This is a genomic window from Leisingera sp. JC11, assembly GCF_040704725.1.
In the GTDB taxonomy this organism is placed as follows: Bacteria; Pseudomonadota; Alphaproteobacteria; order Rhodobacterales; family Rhodobacteraceae; genus Leisingera.
In genome coordinates, this window is sequence record NZ_JBFCVS010000016.1 from 1 (window position 1) to 21,330 (window position 21,330).

General features: G+C 64.9%; 21 protein-coding genes. 9 read left to right on the forward strand and 12 right to left on the reverse strand.

The genetic code is table 11. The features are described 5' to 3' along the window. The 3 genes from AB1A62_RS16560 to pdhA form a co-directional block, all read right to left on the reverse strand. Positions 1-273 (reverse strand): biotin/lipoyl-containing protein (locus tag AB1A62_RS16560; RefSeq protein ID WP_366662569.1); only part of this gene is annotated, 273 nt, incomplete at its 3' end. Between the two features lie 3 nt (positions 274-276). After that, positions 277-666 carry a VOC family protein gene (locus AB1A62_RS16565; RefSeq protein ID WP_366662570.1) on the reverse strand — a complete coding sequence of 130 codons (390 nt, stop codon included), beginning with the start codon at positions 664-666 and terminating at the stop codon, positions 277-279. 3 nt (positions 667-669) lie between these two features. After that, a complete protein-coding gene (pdhA, locus tag AB1A62_RS16570; RefSeq protein ID WP_366662571.1) occupies positions 670-1,665 on the reverse strand; it encodes a pyruvate dehydrogenase (acetyl-transferring) E1 component subunit alpha in 996 nt (331 codons plus the stop codon). A gap of 306 nt (positions 1,666-1,971) precedes the next feature. Between pdhA and AB1A62_RS16575 the strand changes: the two genes are divergently transcribed. Continuing rightward, positions 1,972-2,727, forward strand: coding sequence for an SDR family oxidoreductase (locus tag AB1A62_RS16575; protein ID WP_366662649.1), 756 nt, complete (start codon positions 1,972-1,974; stop codon positions 2,725-2,727). Between the two features lie 40 nt (positions 2,728-2,767). Here the strand turns inward: AB1A62_RS16575 and AB1A62_RS16580 are convergent, their stop codons facing one another. From AB1A62_RS16580 to AB1A62_RS16590, 3 genes are all read right to left on the reverse strand, one after another. Then, positions 2,768-3,067 carry a septum formation initiator family protein gene (locus AB1A62_RS16580; protein WP_366662572.1) on the reverse strand — a complete coding sequence of 100 codons (300 nt, stop codon included), beginning with the start codon at positions 3,065-3,067 and terminating at the stop codon, positions 2,768-2,770. Between the two features lie 150 nt (positions 3,068-3,217). Continuing rightward, positions 3,218-4,345, reverse strand: a complete 1,128-nt coding sequence (locus tag AB1A62_RS16585) for a Xaa-Pro peptidase family protein (RefSeq protein WP_366662573.1) — start codon at positions 4,343-4,345, stop codon at positions 3,218-3,220. Positions 4,346-4,500: 155 nt separating this feature from the next. Continuing rightward, complete coding sequence (locus tag AB1A62_RS16590; protein ID WP_366662574.1) at positions 4,501-5,691, reverse strand: phosphoglycerate kinase; 1,191 nt, start codon at positions 5,689-5,691, stop codon at positions 4,501-4,503. A 140-nt stretch (positions 5,692-5,831) separates the two neighbouring features. On the opposite strand from AB1A62_RS16590, the gene AB1A62_RS16595 reads away from it, so the two are divergent. The 3 genes from AB1A62_RS16595 (at position 5,832) to AB1A62_RS16605 (ending at position 7,996) form a co-directional block, all read left to right on the forward strand. Beyond that, entirely contained in the window at positions 5,832-6,338 is a 507-nt protein-coding gene (locus AB1A62_RS16595; protein WP_019296866.1) for a peptidylprolyl isomerase, read from the forward strand. Continuing rightward, entirely contained in the window at positions 6,331-6,879 is a 549-nt protein-coding gene (locus tag AB1A62_RS16600; RefSeq protein WP_366662575.1) for a peptidylprolyl isomerase, read from the forward strand. Before AB1A62_RS16595 ends, AB1A62_RS16600 begins: the two co-directional genes overlap by 8 nt. A gap of 154 nt (positions 6,880-7,033) precedes the next feature. Continuing rightward, a complete protein-coding gene (locus tag AB1A62_RS16605; RefSeq protein ID WP_366662576.1) occupies positions 7,034-7,996 on the forward strand; it encodes a DUF3179 domain-containing protein in 963 nt (320 codons plus the stop codon). A gap of 53 nt (positions 7,997-8,049) precedes the next feature. Here AB1A62_RS16605 and AB1A62_RS16610 read toward each other — a convergent pair whose 3' ends face one another. From AB1A62_RS16610 to AB1A62_RS16635, 6 genes are all read right to left on the reverse strand, one after another. After that, complete coding sequence (locus tag AB1A62_RS16610) at positions 8,050-9,417, reverse strand: calcium-binding protein (protein ID WP_366662577.1); 1,368 nt, start codon at positions 9,415-9,417, stop codon at positions 8,050-8,052. 247 nt (positions 9,418-9,664) lie between these two features. Next, complete coding sequence (locus AB1A62_RS16615) at positions 9,665-10,222, reverse strand: polymer-forming cytoskeletal protein (protein WP_366662578.1); 558 nt, start codon at positions 10,220-10,222, stop codon at positions 9,665-9,667. Beyond that, positions 10,212-11,543 carry a M23 family metallopeptidase gene (locus tag AB1A62_RS16620; RefSeq protein ID WP_366662579.1) on the reverse strand — a complete coding sequence of 444 codons (1,332 nt, stop codon included), beginning with the start codon at positions 11,541-11,543 and terminating at the stop codon, positions 10,212-10,214. Before AB1A62_RS16620 ends, AB1A62_RS16615 begins: the two co-directional genes overlap by 11 nt. A gap of 221 nt (positions 11,544-11,764) precedes the next feature. Next, the gene (locus AB1A62_RS16625; RefSeq protein WP_366662580.1) at positions 11,765-12,286 is read right to left on the reverse strand and encodes a hypothetical protein; all 522 of its coding nucleotides are present in this window, start codon (positions 12,284-12,286) and stop codon (positions 11,765-11,767) included. Between the two features lie 86 nt (positions 12,287-12,372). Next, positions 12,373-13,215 carry a ferritin-like domain-containing protein gene (locus tag AB1A62_RS16630; RefSeq protein ID WP_366662581.1) on the reverse strand — a complete coding sequence of 281 codons (843 nt, stop codon included), beginning with the start codon at positions 13,213-13,215 and terminating at the stop codon, positions 12,373-12,375. 240 nt (positions 13,216-13,455) lie between these two features. Next, positions 13,456-13,917 (reverse strand): peroxiredoxin, encoded by a 462-nt coding sequence (locus AB1A62_RS16635; RefSeq protein ID WP_366662582.1) that lies wholly within the window; start codon positions 13,915-13,917, stop codon positions 13,456-13,458. A 50-nt stretch (positions 13,918-13,967) separates the two neighbouring features. Here AB1A62_RS16635 and AB1A62_RS16640 point away from each other — a divergent pair, with 50 nt between their 5' ends. From AB1A62_RS16640 to AB1A62_RS16660, 5 genes are all read left to right on the forward strand, one after another. After that, a complete protein-coding gene (locus AB1A62_RS16640) occupies positions 13,968-17,432 on the forward strand; it encodes an AsmA-like C-terminal region-containing protein (RefSeq protein ID WP_366662584.1) in 3,465 nt (1,154 codons plus the stop codon). A gap of 61 nt (positions 17,433-17,493) precedes the next feature. Then, a complete protein-coding gene (queA, locus tag AB1A62_RS16645) occupies positions 17,494-18,543 on the forward strand; it encodes a tRNA preQ1(34) S-adenosylmethionine ribosyltransferase-isomerase QueA (protein WP_366662585.1) in 1,050 nt (349 codons plus the stop codon). Positions 18,544-18,745: 202 nt separating this feature from the next. After that, a complete protein-coding gene (locus AB1A62_RS16650; RefSeq protein ID WP_366662586.1) occupies positions 18,746-20,020 on the forward strand; it encodes an MFS transporter in 1,275 nt (424 codons plus the stop codon). 138 nt (positions 20,021-20,158) lie between these two features. Continuing rightward, complete coding sequence (locus AB1A62_RS16655) at positions 20,159-20,737, forward strand: DUF924 family protein (RefSeq protein ID WP_366662587.1); 579 nt, start codon at positions 20,159-20,161, stop codon at positions 20,735-20,737. A gap of 135 nt (positions 20,738-20,872) precedes the next feature. Next, on the forward strand, positions 20,873-21,328 hold the full coding sequence (locus tag AB1A62_RS16660) for a GFA family protein (protein ID WP_366662588.1): 456 nt from the start codon (positions 20,873-20,875) through the stop codon (positions 21,326-21,328). Positions 21,329-21,330: the final 2 nt, after the last annotated feature.

The window sequence follows — 21,330 nt, forward strand, 5'->3', positions numbered from 1 at the left end:
GGCAGGGGCGGCGGAGGCGTCGTAGCTTTCGCCGTCTTCGACCAGCACCGCGATCGGGGTGTTGACCTTGACGCCTTCGGTGCCTTCGCCGATCAGGATCTTGCCGACGGTGCCCTCGTCGACGGCTTCGAATTCCATCGTTGCCTTGTCGGTTTCGATCTCGGCGAGGATGTCGCCGGAATTCACGGTATCGCCTTCCTTGACCAGCCATTTGGCCAGGGTGCCTTCCTCCATGGTCGGCGACAGGGCGGGCATCAGAATTTCAGTTGCCATGTCTCAGTTTCCCTCCGGGGCCGGGGTGATCATCCCGACGATGTTTCCTTGTCCGTCTTCCACATAGGCGCAGCGGCCGATGCCGGGGTAGTCGGTTGGCGGCAGTGCCTCGGCGCCGCCGTTGGCCAGCGCCCAGGCGTAACGTTCGTCGCAGTCCGTGACCTCAAAGGTCATGGTGCCGCCGCGCACCGGGCTGCCTGCATCCGGTGCATCGCCTAGGCGCTGCATCAGACCGCCGGTGAGGCCGAGGCCCATGCCGATCTGGTTGCCTTCGATCAGGTGATAGCCGACGTCTTCGCCGCCGGGCATCGGGTCGAAGCTCCAGCCGAGCAGGCCGGTGTAGAAGGCCTTGGCCTGCTCTACGTCGCTTGCGTGAATTTCAAAATGAGGCATCGGTCACGCCTCGTCGTAGATGTCGGTCCACAGCTCTTCGAGAGCCGGTTCGGGGCTCTCCTTGGCGAATTCTGCGGATTTGTTGACGATCTCCTTGATCTCCTTGTCGATCGCCTTGAGATCCTCTTCGGTGGCGTGCTTGCCGGTCAGCAGCATCTCGCGGACCTGCTCGATCGGGTCGCGCTCCTCGCGCATCTTCTGGACCTCTTCGCGGGTGCGGTACTTGGCCGGGTCCGACATCGAGTGGCCGCGGTAGCGGTAGGTCTTGACCTCCAGGATATAGGGGCCGTCGCCGCTGCGGCAGTGGGCCACGGCGCGCTCGCCGGCCTCCTTGACGCTGAGGACGTTCATGCCGTCCACCGCTTCGCCCGGGATGCCGAAGGCCTTGCCGCGTTCCCAAATCTCGGCGCTGGAGGTGGAGCGCTGCTGGGCGGTGCCCATGGCGTACTGGTTGTTCTCGATCACGAAGACCACCGGCAGCTTCCACAGGGCGGCCATGTTGAAGGTCTCGTAGACCTGGCCCTGGTTGGCGGCGCCGTCGCCGAAATAGGCGAAGGTCACGCGGCCGTTGCCCTTGTATTTGTCGGCAAAGGCGAGGCCGGCGCCGATCGGCACCTGGGCGCCGACGATGCCGTGGCCGCCGTAGAAATGCTTCTCTTTCGAGAACATGTGCATGGAGCCGCCCTTGCCCTTGGAGTAGCCGCCCTCGCGGCCGGTGAGCTCGGCCATCACCCCGTCCGGGTCCATGCCGCAGGCCAGCATATGGCCGTGGTCGCGGTAGGAGGTGACGCGCTTGTCGCCTTCCTCTGCTGCCGCCTCAAGACCGACGACAACCGCTTCCTGGCCGATGTACAGGTGGCAGAAGCCCCCGATCAGGCCCATGCCGTAAAGCTGGCCGGATTTCTCTTCGAATCGGCGGATCAGCAGCATCTCGCGGTAGTGTTTTGTCAGTTCTTCGGCAGAAACGTTTGGTTTCTTTGCGCTTTTTCTAGCGGCCATGGTGGTCAGCTCCCCCTGAAGGCTAGATAGTTTAGTGTTAAACAAATTCATAGCGGGTTTTGCCGCGGCTGAATAGTGCTATTCTGACGCGGGGCGGACGCGGGGTAAAGATCCGCCGACGGACGCGCAAAAATGCAACGCTTGCGGGGCTGGTGAGGGGGCAGGGCGGGTCTGTTTGGCGCTGCCCCGCCGGCCCGGATCTTGCGCCTTCCTTTCCGGGGTGCGCGGCAAGCGCAAGAAACGGGTCGCCGCGCACAGGTTTTCCTTTTTTGCTGATTGGCGTGCAAAAAAGCGAAAGGCATGACCATGGAACTGAAGGACAAGACAATCATCATCAGCGGGGCGAGCAGCGGGATCGGCGCGGCCGCGGCGCTGTTGTTTGCCGCCGAGGGGGCAAATGTGGTGCTGGGCGCGCGCAGGGAGGCACGGCTGAAATCCATTGCCGGGCAGATCGGGCAAAGCAACGGGAACGCCGTTTTCCTGGCCGGGGATGTGCGTGAGGGGTCTTATGCCGAGGCTCTTGTCGCATTGGCTGAGGAACGCTTTGGCGGCCTTGACAGCGCGTTCAACAATGCGGGCATGATGGGCGACGTGGGCCCCATTGCGGAAATGGAGCCCGGCAATTGGCAATCCGTCCTGGAAACCAACCTGACCAGCGCATTTCTCTCTGCCAGAGCCCAGATCCCTGCGCTGCAAAGGCGGGGCGGCGGATCAATTGTCTTTACGGGAACCTTTGTTGGCGTCAGCAACGGCGGCATGCCGGGCATGGCCGCCTATGCAGCGTCAAAGGCCGGGTTGCTGGGGCTGACCCGATCGCTGGCCTCAGACCATGCGGCTGAGGGGATCCGGGTGAGTACGATTCTGCCGGGGGGCACCAAGACGGACATGGCTGGGGACGATCCTGCGGTGCATGAGTTCATCGCGGGTCTGCACCCGCTCAAGCGGATGGCGGAGCCTAAGGAGATTGCCCAGTCTGCAATGTTTCTGCTGTCGGACAGGGCAAGCTTTGTGACCGGCGGCCCGGTCTCCGTTGATGGCGGGATATCGGCCCGCCTGCTTTGAACGTCTTGCTGCTGGCGGCTGTGCGGCCGGCGGCCGCGGATCAGCGGATCACGATCTCGTCCGCGCGGACGAGACCGAGAACCGTGCGTGCCTGTTCGTCGAGGAGGTCGAGGTCGAGGTAATCGTCGGACAGGCGACGGGTCAGATTCTCCATCTCGCTGATGCGGGACTGGAGGCGGCTGAGATCCTGCTGAAGTTCTTCCGCTTCGGCCTGGATCTCAACCCGTCTGAACAGCCCGAAGTCGCCCTGCACCGCCGCGAAGGTAAAATACGCGCTGAGCGCGAAGGCGATGGCAAAAAAGGCGATGGCGCCGAGGGACGGCCGTGTGCTTCGGGTCACTTTGGAGGTGCCTGTATGTTACTGCTCTTGATATGTTTTGCGCCGTTTGCCGGCGTCTATATTCAGCATGCCACAAGCGAATCTTCTTGGGAATCCTAAATCTGTCCAAAGCTGGGAAAATTTGCGGAAGATGCTAAGCGACGGAAGGCGTCAGAGGATGACGTCCTCCAGCGCCTTGGGATGGGAAGTGATCTGCTCGTAGCCATCCTGGGTGATGATGAAGCTGTCGCCGACCTGGGCGCGGAAGCTGTCCGTCGAGACGGAGCCGTCGACGGCGAACACCATGCCGGGCTGCAGTACCGTGGTGTCGCCGGTGACCAGCTGCGGGCGCTCGAGGAAGCTGAAACCGGTGGCACGGCCGCAGCGGAACGGGTAGCTGAAGCCCGCGTCCTGGATCGCTTCGGCATAGGCGCGGTGCACCTCCTGCGCCTCGACGCCGGGGCCAAGGACATCCAGCGCGGCCTTCTGGCTGGCCACCGCCACCTCGTAGATGCGGGCCTGTTCCGGGTCCGCTTCGCCGATCCAGAAGGTGCGGTCGAAGCCAAGCTTGAAGCGGTGGAAATTGGTCATGCCGCAGAAACACAGGAACACCGGCTCGCCCTGCTGCATGATGCGGGTGGAGGCGCGGTGGTGGGTCTTGGTGATGTCCCGGCCTGAGGCCATGATCTGCAGGAAATGGGTGCTGGGGGACATGTTGGCATCGCTGTAATACGTGCTGAGCAGTTCCGCCGCGGTGCGGGTGCCGGCCTGGGAGGTGGCGATGGCGACCTCGTATTCCGGCACACCGGCGGCAATGGCGCCGCGGCCTGCGGCCATCATGGCGCCGGCGACCTGGCCTGCGTGGCGCGCGAGCTGCAGTTCCTCGGCTGATTTGATCATCCTGAGGTCCGACAGTGCCGGGGTGATGCTGGTGATCTCCGTGCTGCCCGCCAGCTCATTCACACAGGCGCGCACCATTGGCGGCATGTGGTCCGGTTCAACCGCGATGCGGGCGGCGCCTGCCAAGGTGGCTGGAAGTTCAGCGCGCCATTCAGCGCCGTCGCCGTCGTTCCAGGCAGCGATGCGGTCCACCTGCGCAACCTCCTCAGCCATCACCACGTCGATCATCGGGGTGATCAGCAGGGAAGGGCCGTCGCAGGGAACCACCAGGATGGTGGGGCGGCCGAACTCCATATGCAGGTAGTCGTAGTAGCCGGTCAGGTAATAGACGCTGTCGTCGTCGGTGATCAGGGCAACGCCAACTTCGGCCTCTGCCATCTTCTGCCGCAGGCGGGTCATGCGCTCCTGAAACATCCCTGTGCCTCCCTGTTCCGGATATCTGCGGAAGACGCTAGGGGCAGGCGGTGACTCGCGGCAAAAGCTTTATTGTCCCGTGACAAAGAAAACGCCCCGGCGGTGAGGCCGGGGCGCGGTCATGCGTGGTTGCGTGAGGGTTACTGGTCCAGCGCTGCAACGCCGGGCAGCACTTTGCCTTCCATCCATTCCAGGAAGGCGCCGCCGGCGGTGGAGATATAGGTGAAGTCGCCGGCAGCACCCGAGGCGTTCAGGGCTGCCACGGTGTCACCGCCGCCGGCAACCGAAATCAGCTGGCCGGAACGGGTCATTGCGGCGGCCTTGAGGGCTGCGGCGTTGGTGGCGGCGTCAAACGGTTCCAGCTCAAACGCGCCCAGCGGGCCGTTCCAGATCAGGGTCTTGCTGTTGGCAAAGACCTCGATAATGCGGGCGACGCTTTCCGGGCCTGCGTCCAGGATCATGCCGTCCTCGGGGCATTGATCGGCTGGCAGGACTTCGTGCGGAGCGTTGGATTCGAACTTCTTGGCGACCACGATGTCGGAGGGCAGGATGATCTCGCAGCCCGCGGCCTCGGCCTTGGCAAGGATTTCGGCGGCGGTGTCCTTCATGATGCGTTCGGCCAGCGAGATGCCGACCGGCAGGCCCTTGGCCACCAGGAAGGTATTGGCCATGCCGCCGCCGATCACCAGGTGGTCGACTTTCTCGATCAGGTTGCCCAAGAGTTCCAGCTTGGTGGAGACCTTGGCGCCGCCGACCACGGCGGTCACCGGGCGCTGCGGCTGGCCGAGCGCGCTTTCCAGCGCTTCTAGTTCTGCCTGCATCAGGCGGCCCGCGCAGGCGGGCAGCAGGCGGGCCAGAGCCTCGGTCGAGGAATGGGCGCGGTGGGCGGCGGAGAAGGCGTCATTGCAGTAGACCTCGCCCAGGCGCGCCATGCCGGCGGCCAGATCGGGATCGTTCTTGGTTTCCGCGGCGTGGAAGCGGGTGTTTTCCAGCAGCAGCACTTCGCCAGGCTGCAGCGCATCCGCGGCGGCCTCAGCCCCGGCGCCCACGCAATCGGCGGCAAACAGCACCTTGGTTTCAAAGGCGCGCTCCAGCGTCGGCACCAGCTGGTTCAGCGACAGGTTCTCGCGGCGCTCGCCGCCGGGGCGGCCGAAGTGGGCCAGCAGGATCGGCTTGCCGCCGGCCGCCAGAATATCGCGCACGGTGGGGGCGATGCGGCGGATGCGGGTGGAGTCGGTCACCACGCCGTCGACGATCGGCACGTTGATATCCACGCGCACCAGCACGCGCTTGCCGTTCAGATCCATGTCGTCGAGTGTTTTCCAGCCCATCTTTCGAGACCCCTTATGGTGAAAGTGCAGTCAAATCCGCGGGCTGTTTCGGGGGTTTTTGCGCATCAGTCAATGCTCCCTTGGCATTTCCGGGCGCTGGCCTTAACTATCGTTGCAAATTTCGACGACAGGAGGGCCACATGGCCGAGATCAAAGATCCCGAAAACACCATCATCATCGAGCTGAAAGACGGCAATGTGGTGATTGAACTGCTGCCCGACGTGGCGCCGAAGCATTCCGAGCGGATGAAGGAACTGGCCCGCGGCGGCGAATATGACAACGTCTGCTTCCACCGCGTGATCGACGGTTTCATGGCGCAGACCGGCGATGTGGCCAACGGCGACATGGAAGACGGCTTCAACATCCGCATGGCGGGCACCGGCGGCTCCAGCCTGCCGGATCTGCCGGCCGAGTTCTCCAAGCTGCCGCATGACCGCGGCACCCTGGGCGCGGCACGCTCGCAGAACCCGAACTCCGCCAACTCGCAGTTCTTCATCAACTTCAAGGACAACCACTTCCTGAACGGCCAGTACACCGTTTATGGCCGTGTCATCGAAGGCATGGAGCATGTGGACGCCATCACCCGCGGTGAGCCGCCTGCGAACCCGGACCGGATGATCTCCGTCAAGGTTGCTGCGGATGCGTAAGGCGCTTTCGCTGGTGGCCCTGCTGGCGGCAGGGCCTGCCTTTGCCTCCGGCCTGGAGATCCAGGTCGAGGGCGAAGCCAACGGCATTATCAAGATCGACCTCTTTGAGGACGTGGCGCCCAAGCATGTGGAGCAGATCACCGCGCTGGCTGCTGAAGGCCAGTATGACGGGGTGGTGTTCCACCGGGTGATCGAAGGCTTCATGGCGCAGACCGGCGACGTGGAGTTCGGCCGCATCGGCGGCGACATGAGCTATGCCGGGCGCGGCGGCTCTGACCGACCGGACCTGCCGGCCGAGTTCTCCGACCTGCCTTTTGACCGCGGCGTGGTCGGCATGGCGCGCTCGCAAAGCCCGAACAGCGCCAACTCGCAGTTCTTCATCATGTTCGATGCGGGCCATTTCCTGAACGGCCAGTACACGGTTGTCGGCAAGGTGACCGAGGGCATGGACGTGGTCGACGCGATCAAGCGCGGCGCAGGGCAGAATGGGTCGGTAATCGGCCAGCCCGACGCGATGACAAAGGTGACCGTGACCGAGTAATCGGGTCCGGTTGTCCGAAAGAATGAGGCCCGCGCCCGGCATTCCGGGGGCGGGCCTTTGCTTTTGCCAGGCGCTAACGGCAGGTCACAAGCCCGTGCCGCCCTCTGTTCTGCGCCGCTCTGCCGCCGTTTACTGGGGCAGGAGGCGTTTGATCATGTTCAAAGGTGTTTTGTTGTGTCTGGCGCTGCTGCTGCCGTCGGGTGCTGCCGCCGATCCGCAGGTCTGGCAGCGGGAGTGGCCGCAGACCGATTTCAGCCGCACCAGCGTGCCGGAGTGGCGCCAGATCCGCTCTGGCGGGGTGGGCAAGGACGCGATCCCGGCGCTGGATGTGCCGAGGTTTGTGGAGGCCACCAAGGCAAGGCGGCTGAAACCGCGGGAGCCGGTGATCACGCTGCAGATGGAAGGGACCAAACCGCGGGCCTATCCACTGCGCTACCTGACCTGGCATGAGATCGTGAACGATGTTGTTGCCGGGGTGCCGGTGGCGGTGACCTATTGCCCGTTGTGCAATTCCGCGGTGACATTTGACCGGCGCACGTCTGCAGGCACGTTGAGCTTTGGCGTCAGCGGCAAGCTGCGGTTTTCCGACATGGTGATGTATGACCGCGAGAGCCAGAGCTGGTGGCAGCAGGCGACCGGTACCGGCATCGTCGGGCGGATGACCGGCACCAGGCTGAAAACGCTGCCGAGCTGGGTTGAGAGCTGGCAGGAGTTCACAGCGCGCAACCCGGACGGGCTGGTGATGGCAGAGCCGGGCTGGAACCGGGATTACGGGCGTAACCCCTACCGCGGCTATGATACCGCGAAATGGCCGTTCCTCTATGACGGCAGCCCGCCGCCGCACGGGCTGGCACCGATGGCGCGGGTGGTGCGGGTGGGCAGCCGCGCCTGGCCGCTGGCCCGGTTGGCCCGGGAAGACGAGATCCGCGAGGCCGGTCTGGTGCTGAGCTGGCGGGCAGGCCAGGCCTCGGCGCTGGACACGCGCAGGCTGGCGCAGGGGCGCGACATCGGCAGCGTCCGGGTGCGCGACGCGCAGGGGCGCGACGTGGCCCATGACGTGATGTTCGCCTTTGCCTTTCACGCCTTCTGGCCGGACGGCACTTGGATGCTGAAATGAAAAAGGCGCGCCGGGCAGGGCGCGCCTTAACGAGATTTCAGGTGAACCCCCAGTTAGAACAGGAAGTTGTCCGAGTCCTGCAGCTGTGCGACAGTGATGTCCTCTACTAGAATGGTCACATTGTCAAAGGAGATCAGAACGTCATCGCCCTGGCGCTGGAAGTCGAGGTCGCTCATGCTGGAGGCGCCGCTGCCGATACGGATGATGTCCTGGCCGGCCGCGAAACTGCCGATGGTGTCATTGCCATAGTTGCGGTGGAACACAAACACGTCGGCGCCACCGCTGCCGATCAGCAAGTCATCGCCTCTCTGGCCGATCAGCGTGTCAGCGCCGCCTTGCCCCATGAGCGTGTCGTTGCCGTCGCCGCCATGGATCCAGTCGTTGCCGTTGCCGCCAAGGATTCTGTCGTCATGGTTGCCGCCTATAAGCGTGTCCCGGCCATCGCCGCCATTCAGGGTGTCATTGTGGGCCCCGCCCAGAAGCCGGTCATCACCATCATCGCCGGTTAGGTGATCTTTGCCGGCCTGGCCTTGCAGATTGTCGTTGCCGCCGCCGCCGCGCAGCATGTCGTTGCCTTGATTCCCTTTCAGGACGTCGTTGCCTTCTCCCCCTTTGAGGAGGTCGGCGTCATAGCCCCCCACCAGCGTGTCGCCGCCGTCGCCGCCCAGGAGAGTGTCGTTGCCGCTGTGGCCGCGGATCAGATCGTTGCCTGTTTCCCCATTCAGCAGGTCGCGGCCCGAGTAGCCGTTGAGGGTGTCGTTGCCGCCGCCGCCAAGCAGAACGTCGTGGCGGGATGCGGAAACCGTATTGCCGTTCAGGGTGTCGGCAGAGGATTCTCCGGCCTTCAGAGCTACGGTGAGGTTGTTGAATTGCGCGAGTTCAACAAGGTCGAGGCTATCGCGGCCGTCGGGGCCGTCAAGGATTACGTAGCCGTAGCTGGAGGAGAAGCTGGCGCCGCCATAGTTGCCATCAACTATCAGCCGGTCGGTGCCGGAGCCGCCGTAAATGTAATCGTTGCCGCTGCCCGAATTGATGGTGTCGTTGCCTGCTCCAAGCGACCAGGTGCTGCCGCGGGTGGAGTTGATGGAAAACAGGTCGTTGCCGCTCGTTGCAGCACTTGTAAAGGAAGAGTTGCTGGAGCCGGAGTAGGTGGAAAAGGAGACATCCATTCCGGTGGCCGAGTAGACCTGCGATCCGCCGATGGTGAAGGTGATTCCGTTGACGCTTCCGTAGACCGATGTGCCAAAGACACTGAAGCTGCCAGTGACGGTCGCGGTGAATGACTGTCCGGCATAGTTAGTGCCGTTCAGCACAACAACATTGCTGTTAACAGTGCTCGCGGAGGCGTTGTAGATCCGGTAGGTCTGAAGATCGCCGACATCCCAGCTGTAGCTGGAGTCATTAACGGTAAAAGTCGCCATGGAGACAGCCTCTTGGTCTGAATTATGTTTGGGTTGTAACCCGGAAAGAGAATGCAATTCAGAGGTCTGATGCCGGACCGTTGGCCGGATTTCAAGGCAGGGAATTTCTTACCGTAAGGTAAACGTGATGTTTTTGCAGCTTCTGCGGGTGTTACACCCCGAACAGAAAACGCCGCAGGGTTTTCCCTGCGGCGTTCTGGAGGTCCCTGTCAGACCCGGCCGTGCTGAGGGCCTGCCGGACGGCGGCTCAGCTTTCTGCCTTATGTGCCTTGGTGGCGGCCTGCACTGCGGCCGACGGCGCCGGCGCTGCGGCTGCGGCCGGTGCTGCGGCTGCAGCCGGGGCGGACTTGCGGCCGCCCGGGTTCAGCGGGTCGTCCTGGCGCTGCACGGAGCCTTCGAAATGGGCGCCGCTTTCGATCGCGATGGTCTTGTGGATGATGTCGCCCTCGACCCGCGCGGTGGAGGTCAGGCGCACCTTGAGGCCGCGCACGCGGCCGACGATGCGGCCGTTGATGACCACGTCATCGGCGGTGATTTCGCCCTTGATGGTGGCGGTTTCGCCAACGGTCAGCAGATGCGCGCGGATGTCGCCCTCGACGGTGCCTTCGACCTGGATGTCGCCGGTGGTCTTGACGTTGCCGGTGATGTGCAGGTCAGAGCTCAGCAGCGATGCGGCGGGCTTGGCCTTGGGCATGCTGGAGGTGTAGTCGCTGGCGGCCGGCGCAGCTGCCGGGGCTGCCGCGGGTGCCGGGGTTGCTTCGGCCTGCTTCGGCCCGGGCTCGTTGATTTTGCTCTTAGAAAACATTTCTCGCAGCCTTGATGTAGATCATGGGGTTAACAGCTTGCCCGTTGACCCTGACCTCGTAATGGAGGTGGGTCCCGGTGGACCGTCCGGTGTTACCCATATCAGCAATGTGATCCCCGCGCGAGACCCTTTGGCCCTTTGTCACGCGGATCCTGGAGTTATGGGCATATCTGGTTTCGATGCCGAAGGCGTGGCGGATGGTGACCATCTTGCCGTAGCCGGATTGCCAGCCGGCATGGGTGACGACGCCGTCGGCGGTGGCAAAGATATCGGTGCCGGTGCTGCCGGCGAAATCGGAGCCCTTGTGCAGGCGGCGGCCGCCGGTTTTCGGGTCGCGGCGGTAGCCGAAACCGGAGGTCTGGCGCACATGGCCGAGGTTCACCGGCGTGGCAAACGGCGCCTGTTCGGCGGCCAGCCGGTAGAGGTTCAACTGGTCCAGCTTGGCCAGGATTGCATTGGCGCGCAACGCTTCCGGGCTGGGCTCCTCACCGCGGGTGGACATCGCCAGCGGCTCCAGCGGGCCGCCCTGGCCGTTGTAGCCGCGGCGCACCTGTTCGAGGATGCGGTCGGGCGGCATGCCGGCGTTGCGGAACATCTTGTCGAGCGGAGTGACGGAAACCGCGACCGCCTCTTCCAGCTGGCGGAAGATCTGGCTGTTGCGCTCATTCATCAGCTGTAGTTCCAGCTCCAGCTCGTCGCGCTGCTCCAATGCGCCCCGGGCGTCAGCCTGGATCCGGTCGCGTTCGTTGGCGGTGTCGGCCAGCACATCCGCCAGCAGGTCCATCTGCGCCTCGGCGCTAGCCATCACAGCATGCGGGCTGGCGCCGCCCTCGGTCTCTTCCTTCAGCTGCGCCAGGGCCTTGCGGGCGCCGTCGCGCTGGCTCATGGTGTCGCGCAGTGTGGTCTGGATCACCTCGATGCCGGTTTCCAGCTCGCGGCGGCGGGTTTCCGAGGCCAGCAGTTCCGACTGCATGACGGAGATCTGCGCCAGCGCGGCGTTGAAGCGTTCCTGCGCGGCCAGCGCCTCTTCGGCGCGGGCGTCGCGTTCATCGGAAATCGCGTTGAGGCGGGCGCGGTAGGTCTGCTGATCGCGCTTGGCCAGCTCGCGGAAGTTGCCGGAGCCGATGCTGTCCATCAGCACGATGGCGGTGGCGACAATCGACCAGGCCACAAACAGGGTGACGCCGGCCACGGCGATCAGCTGGGTTTCCGAGCGCAGACGGATAAAGCGCGTGTCGGTATCGGACTTCAGGAACACCCGCCGCTCCGGGAAGCGGCGTTCGAGAAAGCTGTGGATTCTGATCGCGAGCCGTGTGCGCAATGTGTCTTCCCTGTCTGTCCGTCGTCCGGTCCCGCGACGGCACCGCAGGGCGGTTCCGGGACCTTGGGCGAAGTCAATAGACAGGGCGGGCCGATTGGGCAAGCCTGTTGACCCATTGGTGCGGGCAGCGGCGGTCTGGGGGAAGGGATCGGCGGAAACCTGCCGAGCGCCGGGCCTGCCGGGCGCCCCCGGCAAGGCGCATGCGGCAGGAAAAGGCGGGATCAGCGCAGCTGTTCTCTCCGCCGTTCCTCCTTCGCCTCGGTCCAGCCGCTCTCCCAGGCCTGGTGGTCGGCGTTGTCGAAGGCATAGGGGTTGGCGGTGAAGGGCTGGCCGTTCATGCACGCGCGGAACCCCTCGTCGAAATGCTCGCCGCGCGGATCCATGCCGCAGGGCTGGTGGGCGGTGTCGCGCAGGTGGGCGGCAAATTCCGGGTAGCGGGCAAGATCGGTCTGGTCGAGGCCCTCGGGGTGCTGCTCCAGCGCCCGGCGGCCGCGGCGGGTCAGCTGCCAGCCGCCGTCCGGCACCGGTTCCAGAATGCAGGCGGTCTCCAGGTCGGACAGATGGCCCGCGAGCCGCTCGCGCAGTTCCTCCGGCGGCAGGCCGGGAACCTCGTTGGCCTGCTGGAACAGGGCGGCAAGGGCGGTTTCGCAGCTCTCCAGCGTGACCGGACCGGTGCCGGCCTTGTGCATGATCAGGGCGACAAGGCTGGCTGTGCTCAGCAATGGAAAGTCGTTTTCGAACATGGGGTCAACCCGGTTCCCGGGCCTCCCATTCTACGCCTCCGCGGCCTTCAGGTAAAGGCTGCGGGCGGGGCGCCGTTCCGCCGGGGTCACCAGCCCGGCAGCGGTTTCACCTGATCCGCCAGCGGCCAGTAGAAATCCGGCGGCAGGCCGGCATCGGCGCGCTTTTCCTCGTTGAAGGGCGGTTTCAGGGCGCCGCGGAAGTATTTGCGCACCAGCGCATGGAACTCTTCCTTGGGGTCCAGGTTGTCCCGGCCGCAGAGGAAGTTGAACCATTTGGAGCCATAGGCGACATGGCTGACCTCCTCGGCATAGATCAGCTCAAGCGCCTCCACCGCCTGGTTCAGGTTTGCCTTGCGGAAAATCCCGATCATGCCGGGGGTCACGTCGAGGCCGCGGGCCTCCAGCACCATCGGCACCACGGCGAGGCGGCCCATCAGATCGTCCGCCGTGTCCTCGGCGGCGCGCCACATGCCGGCATGGGCAGGCAGGGCGCCGTAATGGCTGCCGAGCGCCTCAAGACAGTCGCACATCAGGTTGAAATGCTTGGATTCTTCATCCGCGGCTTTAACCCAGTCGTCGAAGAACCCGAGCGGCATCGGAACATGGGAAAACCGCGCGATGATGTCCCAGTGCAGGTCCACGGCGTTGAGCTCGATATGGGCGACTGCGTGCAGAAGCGCGATGCGGCCGGCCTCCGAGCCGGGCTTGCGCTTGGGCACATCGCGCGGGTTCAGCAGTTCGGGTTCCTGCGGCCGGGCCGGGTGCAGCGGCGGGCTGGCGGTGCCGACAGGGATTTCCGGCCCCTCGCCGGTGCGGCTGGCGAACCACGCGGCGGCATGGCGGCGCGACAGGGCGGTCTTGGCACGGCCGTCGGCGGTGGTCAGCACCTCGGCGGCGCGTTCGGCAAGCGAAAGGGGCTGATCGGTCATCCGGGTCTCCTGTTGCGGCGGGCTCGCGGTCCCGGGTTCACCTGATTTGTGCAGCGGAGTCCAGAGCGGAAAACGGGGGCTCCCGCGCCTGCGGGTGATCAGCAGGCTGATCGCCCTGGCCGGCTTGGGCATGGCAGCGCGCGTGCCGCGCGCTGCGCGCCGCCCCAAAGGGCGGCGCCGGGCCCAACAGCCGCGGCCGTGCCCGTCAGGGCGCGGGCAGGGCTGGCGGGAGTGCCTGGGTTACAGGGCGCGGACCGCTTCCAGCACTTCCTCCGCGTGGCCGTCGACTTTCACCTTGCGCCAGACGCGGGCAATCTTTCCATCGGCACCGATCAGAAAGGTGGAGCGTTCGATGCCCCAGTGCTTCTTGCCGTACATGCTCTTTTCCTTCCAGACGCCGTAGTCCTCGCAGACGGTGCTGTCCGCATCCGACAGAAGCGGCGTGGTCAGCCCGTGTTTGGCGGTGAAATTCTCATGCTTCTTGAGGCTGTCCTTGGAAATCCCGAAAACGTGAGCGCCGACATCGGCGAAGGCCTGCAAAGCCTCTGAAAAGGCGATGGATTCTTTGGTGCAGCCAGGGGTATTATCGCGGGGGTAGAAGAACAGCACCACGGGCGCGCCCGCGAGACTGGACAAAGTGACCTCTCCGCCGCCGCCGCGGGGCAGGGTAAAGGAAGGGGCGGGATCTGAAACGTCGAGCATTGGCCTGTCTCCTGTCTGTTGCGCAAATCACTGCGCGGCGACCATAACCCATGAGCAGCGAAGGGAAAGCTGAGATCAAACCCGCCGGCGAGAATAACCGCGCCGCCGCCGAGGCGGTGCCTGTTCCCGGCCCCGTGCCGGAACCGGAAGCGCAGGCCGCGCCGCGGCGCCGGCGCCGCTGGCGGCTGCTGCGCGGGCTGGTCTGGGTGCTGGCGCTGCTGTCCTTCCTGGGCGCCGGCGCGGTCTATTTCGGGATCGGCACAAGGCTGGATGCGCCGGACTGGGTGCGCGGCCGGGTGGAAAGCCGGATCGAGCGGCATCTGAACGGGCTGCAGATCGAATTCGGCGCCATTCATGTGGTGGTGAACAAGGGCTGGCGGCCGCGGGTGAGCCTGCGGGACGTGGTGCTGCGGCACCCGGACGGCAGCGTCTTTGCCCAGCTTGCGGATGCTCAGGCGAGCCTGGCGATGCGGCCGTTGCTGCGGGGGCGGATCCAGCCCAAGCGGATCGCGCTGAGCGGGCTGTTTGCGGCGCTGCGGCGCAACGAGGACGGCAGCCTGGCGCTGAGTTTTGCCAGCGGCGCCGCGCCGTCGCGGCAGGCGCGCACGCTGGTGGAACTGATCGAGCAATGGGACAGCCAGTTGCAGAAACCGGTTCTGTCGGCGCTGACCAGCATCGAGACCAGCGAATTGACGCTGTCTTACACCGATGACCGGCTGGGCCGCGGCTGGACCCTGGACGGCGGCCGGATCGGGCTGCAGCGGCAGGGCGGTTCAGTGTCGCTGTCGGCGGTGTTCTCGGTTCTCAGCGGACGCGGCGATGTGGGCACGGTTGAGGCCAGCTACGCCTCAGAGATCGGCAGCCCTGAGGCGGAGTTCGGCGTGCTGGTGTCGGATATCGCAAGCGAAGACATCGCGGTTCAAAGCCCTGCGCTTGGCTGGCTGGGGGTGCTGCAGGCGCCGATTTCCGGTTCGCTGCGCGGCGGTGTCGGCGGGGACGGTACGGTGCAGCCGGTGCAGGCCAGCCTGCGCATCGGCGAGGGGGTGATCCAGCCGGCCGCGCAGACCCGCCCGGTGCCGATCACCGGCGCGCGCAGCTATTTCACCTATGATCCGGCCCGCCAGGTGCTGGCGTTTTCAGAACTTGCCGTGCAAAGCGGCTGGGGCTCCGGGGTGATGCAGGGGCAGGCCAGCCTGGCCGGGATCGAGAACGGCCAGCTGGCCGGTCTGGTCGGGCAGCTGCGGTTCACCGATCTGGAACTGAACCCGCGCCGCCTGTTCGAAACCCCGGTGAAGTTTCCCGCGGTGGATGCCGACTTCGATCTGCGGCTGAAACCGTTCCGGCTGCGGCTGGGCGAGATGCTGGTGCGCGACGGGGACAGCCGCATTCATTTTGACGGCACGGTCGGCGCCGGGCCGGAGGGCTGGGACTACGACCTGAACGGCAGCGTCGACCAGGTGCGCGCGGAGCGGGTCAAGGAGCTGTGGCCGTCGGTGCTGGCACCCAAGCCGCGGGAGTGGGTGCGGGAGAACCTCTATGCCGGGCTGGTGCGCGACGTCGGGTTTCACATGCGCGGGCGCGGCAGCGGCAAGCCCTTTGTCAGCCTGGATCTGGCCTTTGAAGGCGCCGAGGTGCTGTTTCAGAAATTCATGCCGCCGGTGCGGAATGGCTCCGGCCAGCTGAGCCTTTACGGGCGGAGATTTGTGGTCACCGCCTCCGGCGGAACCGTCACCGCGGACCAGGGCGGCGAGGTCGAGGTGGCCGGCACGTCCTTTATCATTCCGGATGTGTCGGCCAAGGACGGCACGCCGGGGATTGCCCGGATCAAGGCGCGCGGCTCTGCCACGGCGGCGCTGTCGCTCTTGAACCGGGAGCCGCTCAGGGTGATGGACAAGGCCAGCCTGCCGGTGGATCTGGCGGAGGGGCAGGTGGAGGCCACCGGAACCCTGTCGCTCCCGCTGCAGAAAGAGGTGCCGGTGGAGAAAATTCTCTACCACTACCGCGGCACGGCGCGCAGCGTGCAGTCGGACAAGCTGGTGCCGGGCCATGTTGCAGCAGCACCGCTGTTGCAGGTTGAAGGCGACCAGGGGCAGGTGCGGATCAGCGGCAATGGCAGCCTGTCCGGGGTTCCGCTGAGCGCAAGCTGGCAGCAGAAGATCGGCAAGGATGCCGCGCCGGACAGTCGGGTCGAGGGAACGATCGAACTGTCGGCGGCGGCGGTGGAAGCCTTCAACATAGGCCTGCCGCGCGGCTCGGTCTTCGGCAAAACCCAGGGGCGCTATGCGGTGGACCTGAAACCGGGCGCGGCGCCGCGGCTGGAACTGGAGGCGGATCTGAAGGGCGCGGGCCTCAGGATTCCGGAAATCAGCTGGCGCAAGGCAGAAGCCGCAAGTGGCAAGCTGTCGCTGACGGCCACCCTGGGCGAAAGCGCCACGGTGGACCGGCTAGAGCTGCAGGCGCCCGGGCTGTCTGCCACGGGACGGGTGACCACGCACAAAAGCGGCGGTCTGGATCAGGCGGTATTCTCTTCGGCCCGCGCGGGCAATTGGTTCCAGGGCGCGGTGACCTTCAGCGGCCGCGGCGCCGCGGCGCCGGCGATTGAGGTGACCGGCGGGCGGCTGGACCTGAACCGCTCGCCGTTTGCGGACACGGCGAGCGGCGGTGGCGGCGGCAGCAGCAGCGGCGGCGATGTGCCGATCACGCTCAGGCTGCAGAACCTGCAGGTGACCGACAGCATCGGGCTGCGGAATTTCCAGGGGCGGTTTTCCACCCGCGGCGGCATGAACGGGGAGTTCACTGCACGGCTCAACGGCCAGACGCCGGTGGCCGGCACCGTGGTGCCGCAGAACGGCGGCACCGCCTCGCGCATCCGATCCAATGACGCGGGCGGGGTGTTCCGCTCCGCCGGGGTGTTCGAGCATGGCCGCGGCGGCCGCTTTGACATGACACTGGTTCCGGCAGCCGGTGCGCCAGGCGAATATGACGGCAAGGTCAATGTCCGCAACATCCGGGTGCGGAACGCGCCGTCGATGGCGGCGATCCTGAATGCGATCAGCCTGGTGGGCCTGCTGGATGAGATGACCGGCCAGGGCATTCTGTTCACCAGCATGGAGGGGCGGTTCCGGCTGGGGGATTCGCATCTGATCCTGCATCAGAGCAGCGCGGTGGGCCCGTCGATGGGGCTGTCGCTGGACGGCAACTACAACCTGAACAGCAGCCGGCTGAACATGCGCGGGGTGATTTCTCCCGTTTACCTGCTGAATGCCATCGGGCGGGTGCTGTCGCCCAGGGACGGCGAGGGGCTGTTCGGCTTTACCTTCACCCTGCGCGGCACCGCTGAAAACCCGTCGGTCTCGGTCAACCCGCTGGCCGGTCTGGCGCCTGGGTTCCTGCGCGAGATTTTCCGCGGCCCGGCACCGAAAGTGCCGGGGGACAACAGGGCGTTCTCCGCGGACGGACAGGAGCTGGAAGAGGGCGAGGAACAGGTCCGGACCCCGCGGGGCGGCGACAAGTAAACTTGGCGGCGGGTGAAAATCGCCATAGATTTCCCCTGCAGCACATCCTATAGCGCGCGCCATGAAACTCAGCGATTTCGACTTCGACCTGCCTGACCATCTGATTGCCACCCGGCCTGCCAATCCGCGCAGCTCGGCCCGCCTGCTGGTGGCCGAGGGAGGTGATCTGCATGACGGCCAGGTGACCGATCTGGTGAACTGGCTGCAGCCCGGCGACCGGCTGGTGCTGAATGACACCAAGGTGATCCCGGCACGCCTGAGCGGGCTGCGCCACCGCGACAGCGCGCAAGGCCCGGTGGCGGCAAAGATTGAGGCGACCCTGCTGGAGCCGCGCGCCGATGGCAGCTGGGCGGCGCTGCTGAAGCCCTTGAAGAAAATCAAGGCGGGCGAGGAGATCGTCTTCTCCGATGACCTCAGTGCCAAGCTGGAAACCATCGGGGACGGCCAGGGCGTTCTGCGCTTCAACCTGAGCGGCACCGATTTCGACGCGGCGCTGGCCGATGCCGGCGCGATGCCGCTGCCGCCCTATATCGCCGCCAAGCGCGCAGCGGATGAGCAGGACAAGACCGATTACCAGACCGTCTGGGCCAAGAACTCCGGCGCGGTGGCGGCGCCGACGGCCTCCCTGCATTTCGATGCGCCGCTGCTGGCGGCACTGAAGGACCGCGGCGTTGAGATTTCCTATGTCACGCTGCATGTGGGCGCGGGCACGTTCCTGCCAGTGAAGGTGGAGGATGTGACCACCCACCGGATGCACGCGGAATGGGGTAAGGTGAGTGAAGATGCCGCGGCACAGATCGCGGCGACCAAGGCGGCGGGCGGACGGGTGATTCCGGTCGGCACCACGGCGTTGCGGCTGATCGAGAGCGCCGCGAAGGACGGGCAGATCCACCCGTGGGAAGGCGACACCGATATCTTCATCTATCCCGGGTTCGAATTCCAGGTGGCGGACGCGCTGATGACCAATTTCCACCTGCCGAAATCGACGCTTTTGATGCTTGTTTCCGCGCTGATGGGGCAGGAGGAGATCCGGCGCATCTATGCGCACGCGGTTGATAACCGCTACAGGTTCTTCTCATACGGCGATGCGTCGCTTTTGATCCCGGCTTAGACGAATACATCTCAGAAATGCGGCGGAAAATCATAGACAAGCGCCGCAACTACGGGCCCTGATTTCGCGAACGGGGTCATCAAACTGAAACCGGAATCGGCGATACCGGCCCGGCGGGCTTGATCGCCCGGACATAACAATCAAAGGTGAAGGCAGCCCGTCCCGTTGTGGAGGGCTGCTTTGCTTTCGAAGGAGGCATGAAATGCTGCAGGTGCTGTCGAGCGCATGGGCGCTGCTGTTGGGGGTTTGCTTGCTGATGGTGGGCAACGGCCTGCAGGGCACCATGCTGGGGGTGCGCGGCGAGCTGGAGGGCTTCTCCACCTTCCAGATGTCGATCGTGATGGCGGCCTATTTCGTTGGCTTCCTGGGCGGCTCGCGGCTGGCGCCGGAGATGATCCGGCGGGTCGGCCATGTGCGCGTCTTTGCGGCGCTGGCCTCCTTCATCTCGGCGGTGATGATCCTCTATCCGCTGCTGCCCAACACCGTCGCCTGGGCGCTGGGGCGGATGATCATCGGTTTCTGCTTCTCCGGCGTGTATGTAACCGCCGAGAGCTGGCTGAACAACGCCGCCGACAACACCAACCGCGGCAAGGCGCTTTCGCTGTACATGATCGTGCAGACCATTGGCATCATCACGGCACAGGGGCTGATCCAGGTCGGCGATCCGGCCGGCTATGAGGCCTTCATCATTGCGTCGATCCTGGTTTCGGTCTCCTTCGGGCCGATCCTGCTGTCGATTTCGCCGACCCCGGCCTTTGACACCACCAAGCCGATGACCTTGCGCCAGCTGTTTGAGACCTCGCCGCTGGGCTGTATCGGCATGTTCCTGCTGGGTGGCGTGTTCTCGGCCCAGTTCGGCATGAGCGCGGTTTACGGCTCTGCCGCCGGGCTGACCCTGACGCAGCTGTCGATCTTCGTCTCCGCTTTCTATGTGGGGGCGATGCTGCTGCAGTATCCGCTGGGCTGGCTGTCGGACCGCATGGACCGCCGGGTTCTGATTCTGTTTGTCGCCCTGGTGGGCGGCGGCGGCGCGGTGATCGGCTTCCTGTTCGGAATGGAGTTCAAGATGCTCCTGGTCGCGGCCTTCTTCATCGGCGGTTTGTCGAATCCGCTCTATTCGCTGCTGATCGCCTATACCAACGACTACCTGGAGCATGACGACATGGCGGCCGCATCGGGCGGACTGGTGTTCATCAACGGGCTCGGAGCCATCGCCGGGCCGCTGATCACCGGCTGGCTGATGGAGGATGCGGTGTTCGGGCCGGCCGGCTTCTTTACCTTCATCGGCGCGCTGATGTTCTCGATGGCTGCCTACGCCGCCTATCGTGCAACCCAGCGTGCGTCGACCCCTGTGGGCGAGACCGGCAGCTACGCGGTGATGTCGCCGGCGGTGTCGCCGGTGGCGGTGGAATTTGCCCAGGAATACGCCATCGAGAGCGAGCTGGAAGAGCAAGAAACTGCCCAAGAAACAGTCTGATTGCGCTAACCAGCCGGAATTGTGAGGATTATTTCACACAGAGGGCTTGTCTGATACAACTTGTGACCCAAGGTTACTTGTAAACGGTATGTAAATTGGCCTGAAGTTAAGGTCAGGAGAAACTTGGAGTTACGACCGATGGCTGGTCCCGAAGAGATACTTGCATTCTGGCTCGACAAAGTCGGGGAGAAGGGATGGTATCTGCAGGATGACGCGCTGGATCAGGAGATCCGCGAAAAGTTCCAAACCACATGGGAGGCGGCCTGCGAAGGCAGGTTCTCCTTCTGGCTCACCTACCCGAGCGGCACGCTGGCCTATATCATCCTGATGGACCAGTTCCCGCGCAACATGTTCCGCGGCGATGCCCGGGCCTTTGCCTCTGACCGCGCCGCGCTGTCGGCGGCGAAGATCGCGATCAACAAGAACTGGGACCTCAAGATCGATGAGCCGGCCCGGCAGTTCTTTTACCTGCCGCTGATGCATTCGGAAAACCTGTGCGACCAGGAACGCTGTATCCGGCTGATGATTGAGCGGATGCCGGAGAGCGGCGGCAGCAACCTGCTGCATGCGCGCGCCCACCGCGAAGTGATCCGCCAGTTCGGCCGCTTCCCCTACCGCAACGAGGCGCTGCACCGTGCCAGCACCAGCCCGGAACGGGCATATGTGCAGGCGGGCGGCTACGGCGAGACCGTGCGGCAGATGCAAGCGGCTGGCTGACGTCACACCAGCAGACAATTTGAACGCCGCGCCCCGCACCAGGGCGCGGCGTTTTCTTTTGCCCGGTCCTTGTGCCGGAGGGGTACTTGCGGCAGGGAAGCGGTCCCCGGTTTCAGACATGCACTGGAGGCCCCCATGACCGTTTCACCATTTCCGATGACCGGCACTTGCCGCTGCGGCGCTGCCGCAATTGAAGTCTCCGCGCCGCCGGTTCTGACTGCTGCCTGCCACTGCCGCGGCTGCCAGAAAATGAGCGCCAGCGCGTTTTCCCTGACCGCGATGTTTCCGGCGGAGGCTTTCAGCGTGCTGCACGGCGCCCCGGTCATTGGCGGTGCCAAAGGAGAAGAGCTGGCGCATTACTGCTGCCCGGAGTGCCTGACGTGGATGTTCACCCGGATCAGCGCCGTGGAGGCGTTTGTGAACGTGCGGCCGACGATGTTCGAAGATACCAGCTGGTTCCGTCCCTTCATCGAAACCTGGACCGCGGCCAGGCATCCGTTTGTGCAGGTCGCGGCTAAGCATAGCTTTGAGCATTTCCCCTCGATGGAGGAATTCGGCGGACTGCTTGAGGCTTACGCCGCGCAGAGCTGAAC

Coding starts and splice junctions, on each gene's coding strand:
- AB1A62_RS16635 (WP_366662582.1), bottom strand. CDS start 13,917: ATGCTCGACGTTTCAGATCCCGCCCCTTCCTTTACCCTGCCCCGCGGC.
- AB1A62_RS16600 (WP_366662575.1), top strand. CDS start 6,331: ATGCGTAAGGCGCTTTCGCTGGTGGCCCTGCTGGCGGCAGGGCCTGCC.
- AB1A62_RS16585 (WP_366662573.1), bottom strand. CDS start 4,345: ATGACCCGCCTGCGGCAGAAGATGGCAGAGGCCGAAGTTGGCGTTGCC.
- AB1A62_RS16605 (WP_366662576.1), top strand. CDS start 7,034: ATGTTCAAAGGTGTTTTGTTGTGTCTGGCGCTGCTGCTGCCGTCGGGT.
- pdhA (WP_366662571.1), bottom strand. CDS start 1,665: ATGGCCGCTAGAAAAAGCGCAAAGAAACCAAACGTTTCTGCCGAAGAA.
- queA (WP_366662585.1), top strand. CDS start 17,494: ATGAAACTCAGCGATTTCGACTTCGACCTGCCTGACCATCTGATTGCC.
- AB1A62_RS16595 (WP_019296866.1), top strand. CDS start 5,832: ATGGCCGAGATCAAAGATCCCGAAAACACCATCATCATCGAGCTGAAA.
- AB1A62_RS16575 (WP_366662649.1), top strand. CDS start 1,972: ATGGAACTGAAGGACAAGACAATCATCATCAGCGGGGCGAGCAGCGGG.
- AB1A62_RS16655 (WP_366662587.1), top strand. CDS start 20,159: ATGGCTGGTCCCGAAGAGATACTTGCATTCTGGCTCGACAAAGTCGGG.
- AB1A62_RS16640 (WP_366662584.1), top strand. CDS start 13,968: ATGAGCAGCGAAGGGAAAGCTGAGATCAAACCCGCCGGCGAGAATAAC.
- AB1A62_RS16615 (WP_366662578.1), bottom strand. CDS start 10,222: ATGTTTTCTAAGAGCAAAATCAACGAGCCCGGGCCGAAGCAGGCCGAA.
- AB1A62_RS16610 (WP_366662577.1), bottom strand. CDS start 9,417: ATGGCGACTTTTACCGTTAATGACTCCAGCTACAGCTGGGATGTCGGC.
- AB1A62_RS16630 (WP_366662581.1), bottom strand. CDS start 13,215: ATGACCGATCAGCCCCTTTCGCTTGCCGAACGCGCCGCCGAGGTGCTG.
- AB1A62_RS16660 (WP_366662588.1), top strand. CDS start 20,873: ATGACCGTTTCACCATTTCCGATGACCGGCACTTGCCGCTGCGGCGCT.
- AB1A62_RS16565 (WP_366662570.1), bottom strand. CDS start 666: ATGCCTCATTTTGAAATTCACGCAAGCGACGTAGAGCAGGCCAAGGCC.
- AB1A62_RS16590 (WP_366662574.1), bottom strand. CDS start 5,691: ATGGGCTGGAAAACACTCGACGACATGGATCTGAACGGCAAGCGCGTG.
- AB1A62_RS16625 (WP_366662580.1), bottom strand. CDS start 12,286: ATGTTCGAAAACGACTTTCCATTGCTGAGCACAGCCAGCCTTGTCGCC.
- AB1A62_RS16650 (WP_366662586.1), top strand. CDS start 18,746: ATGCTGCAGGTGCTGTCGAGCGCATGGGCGCTGCTGTTGGGGGTTTGC.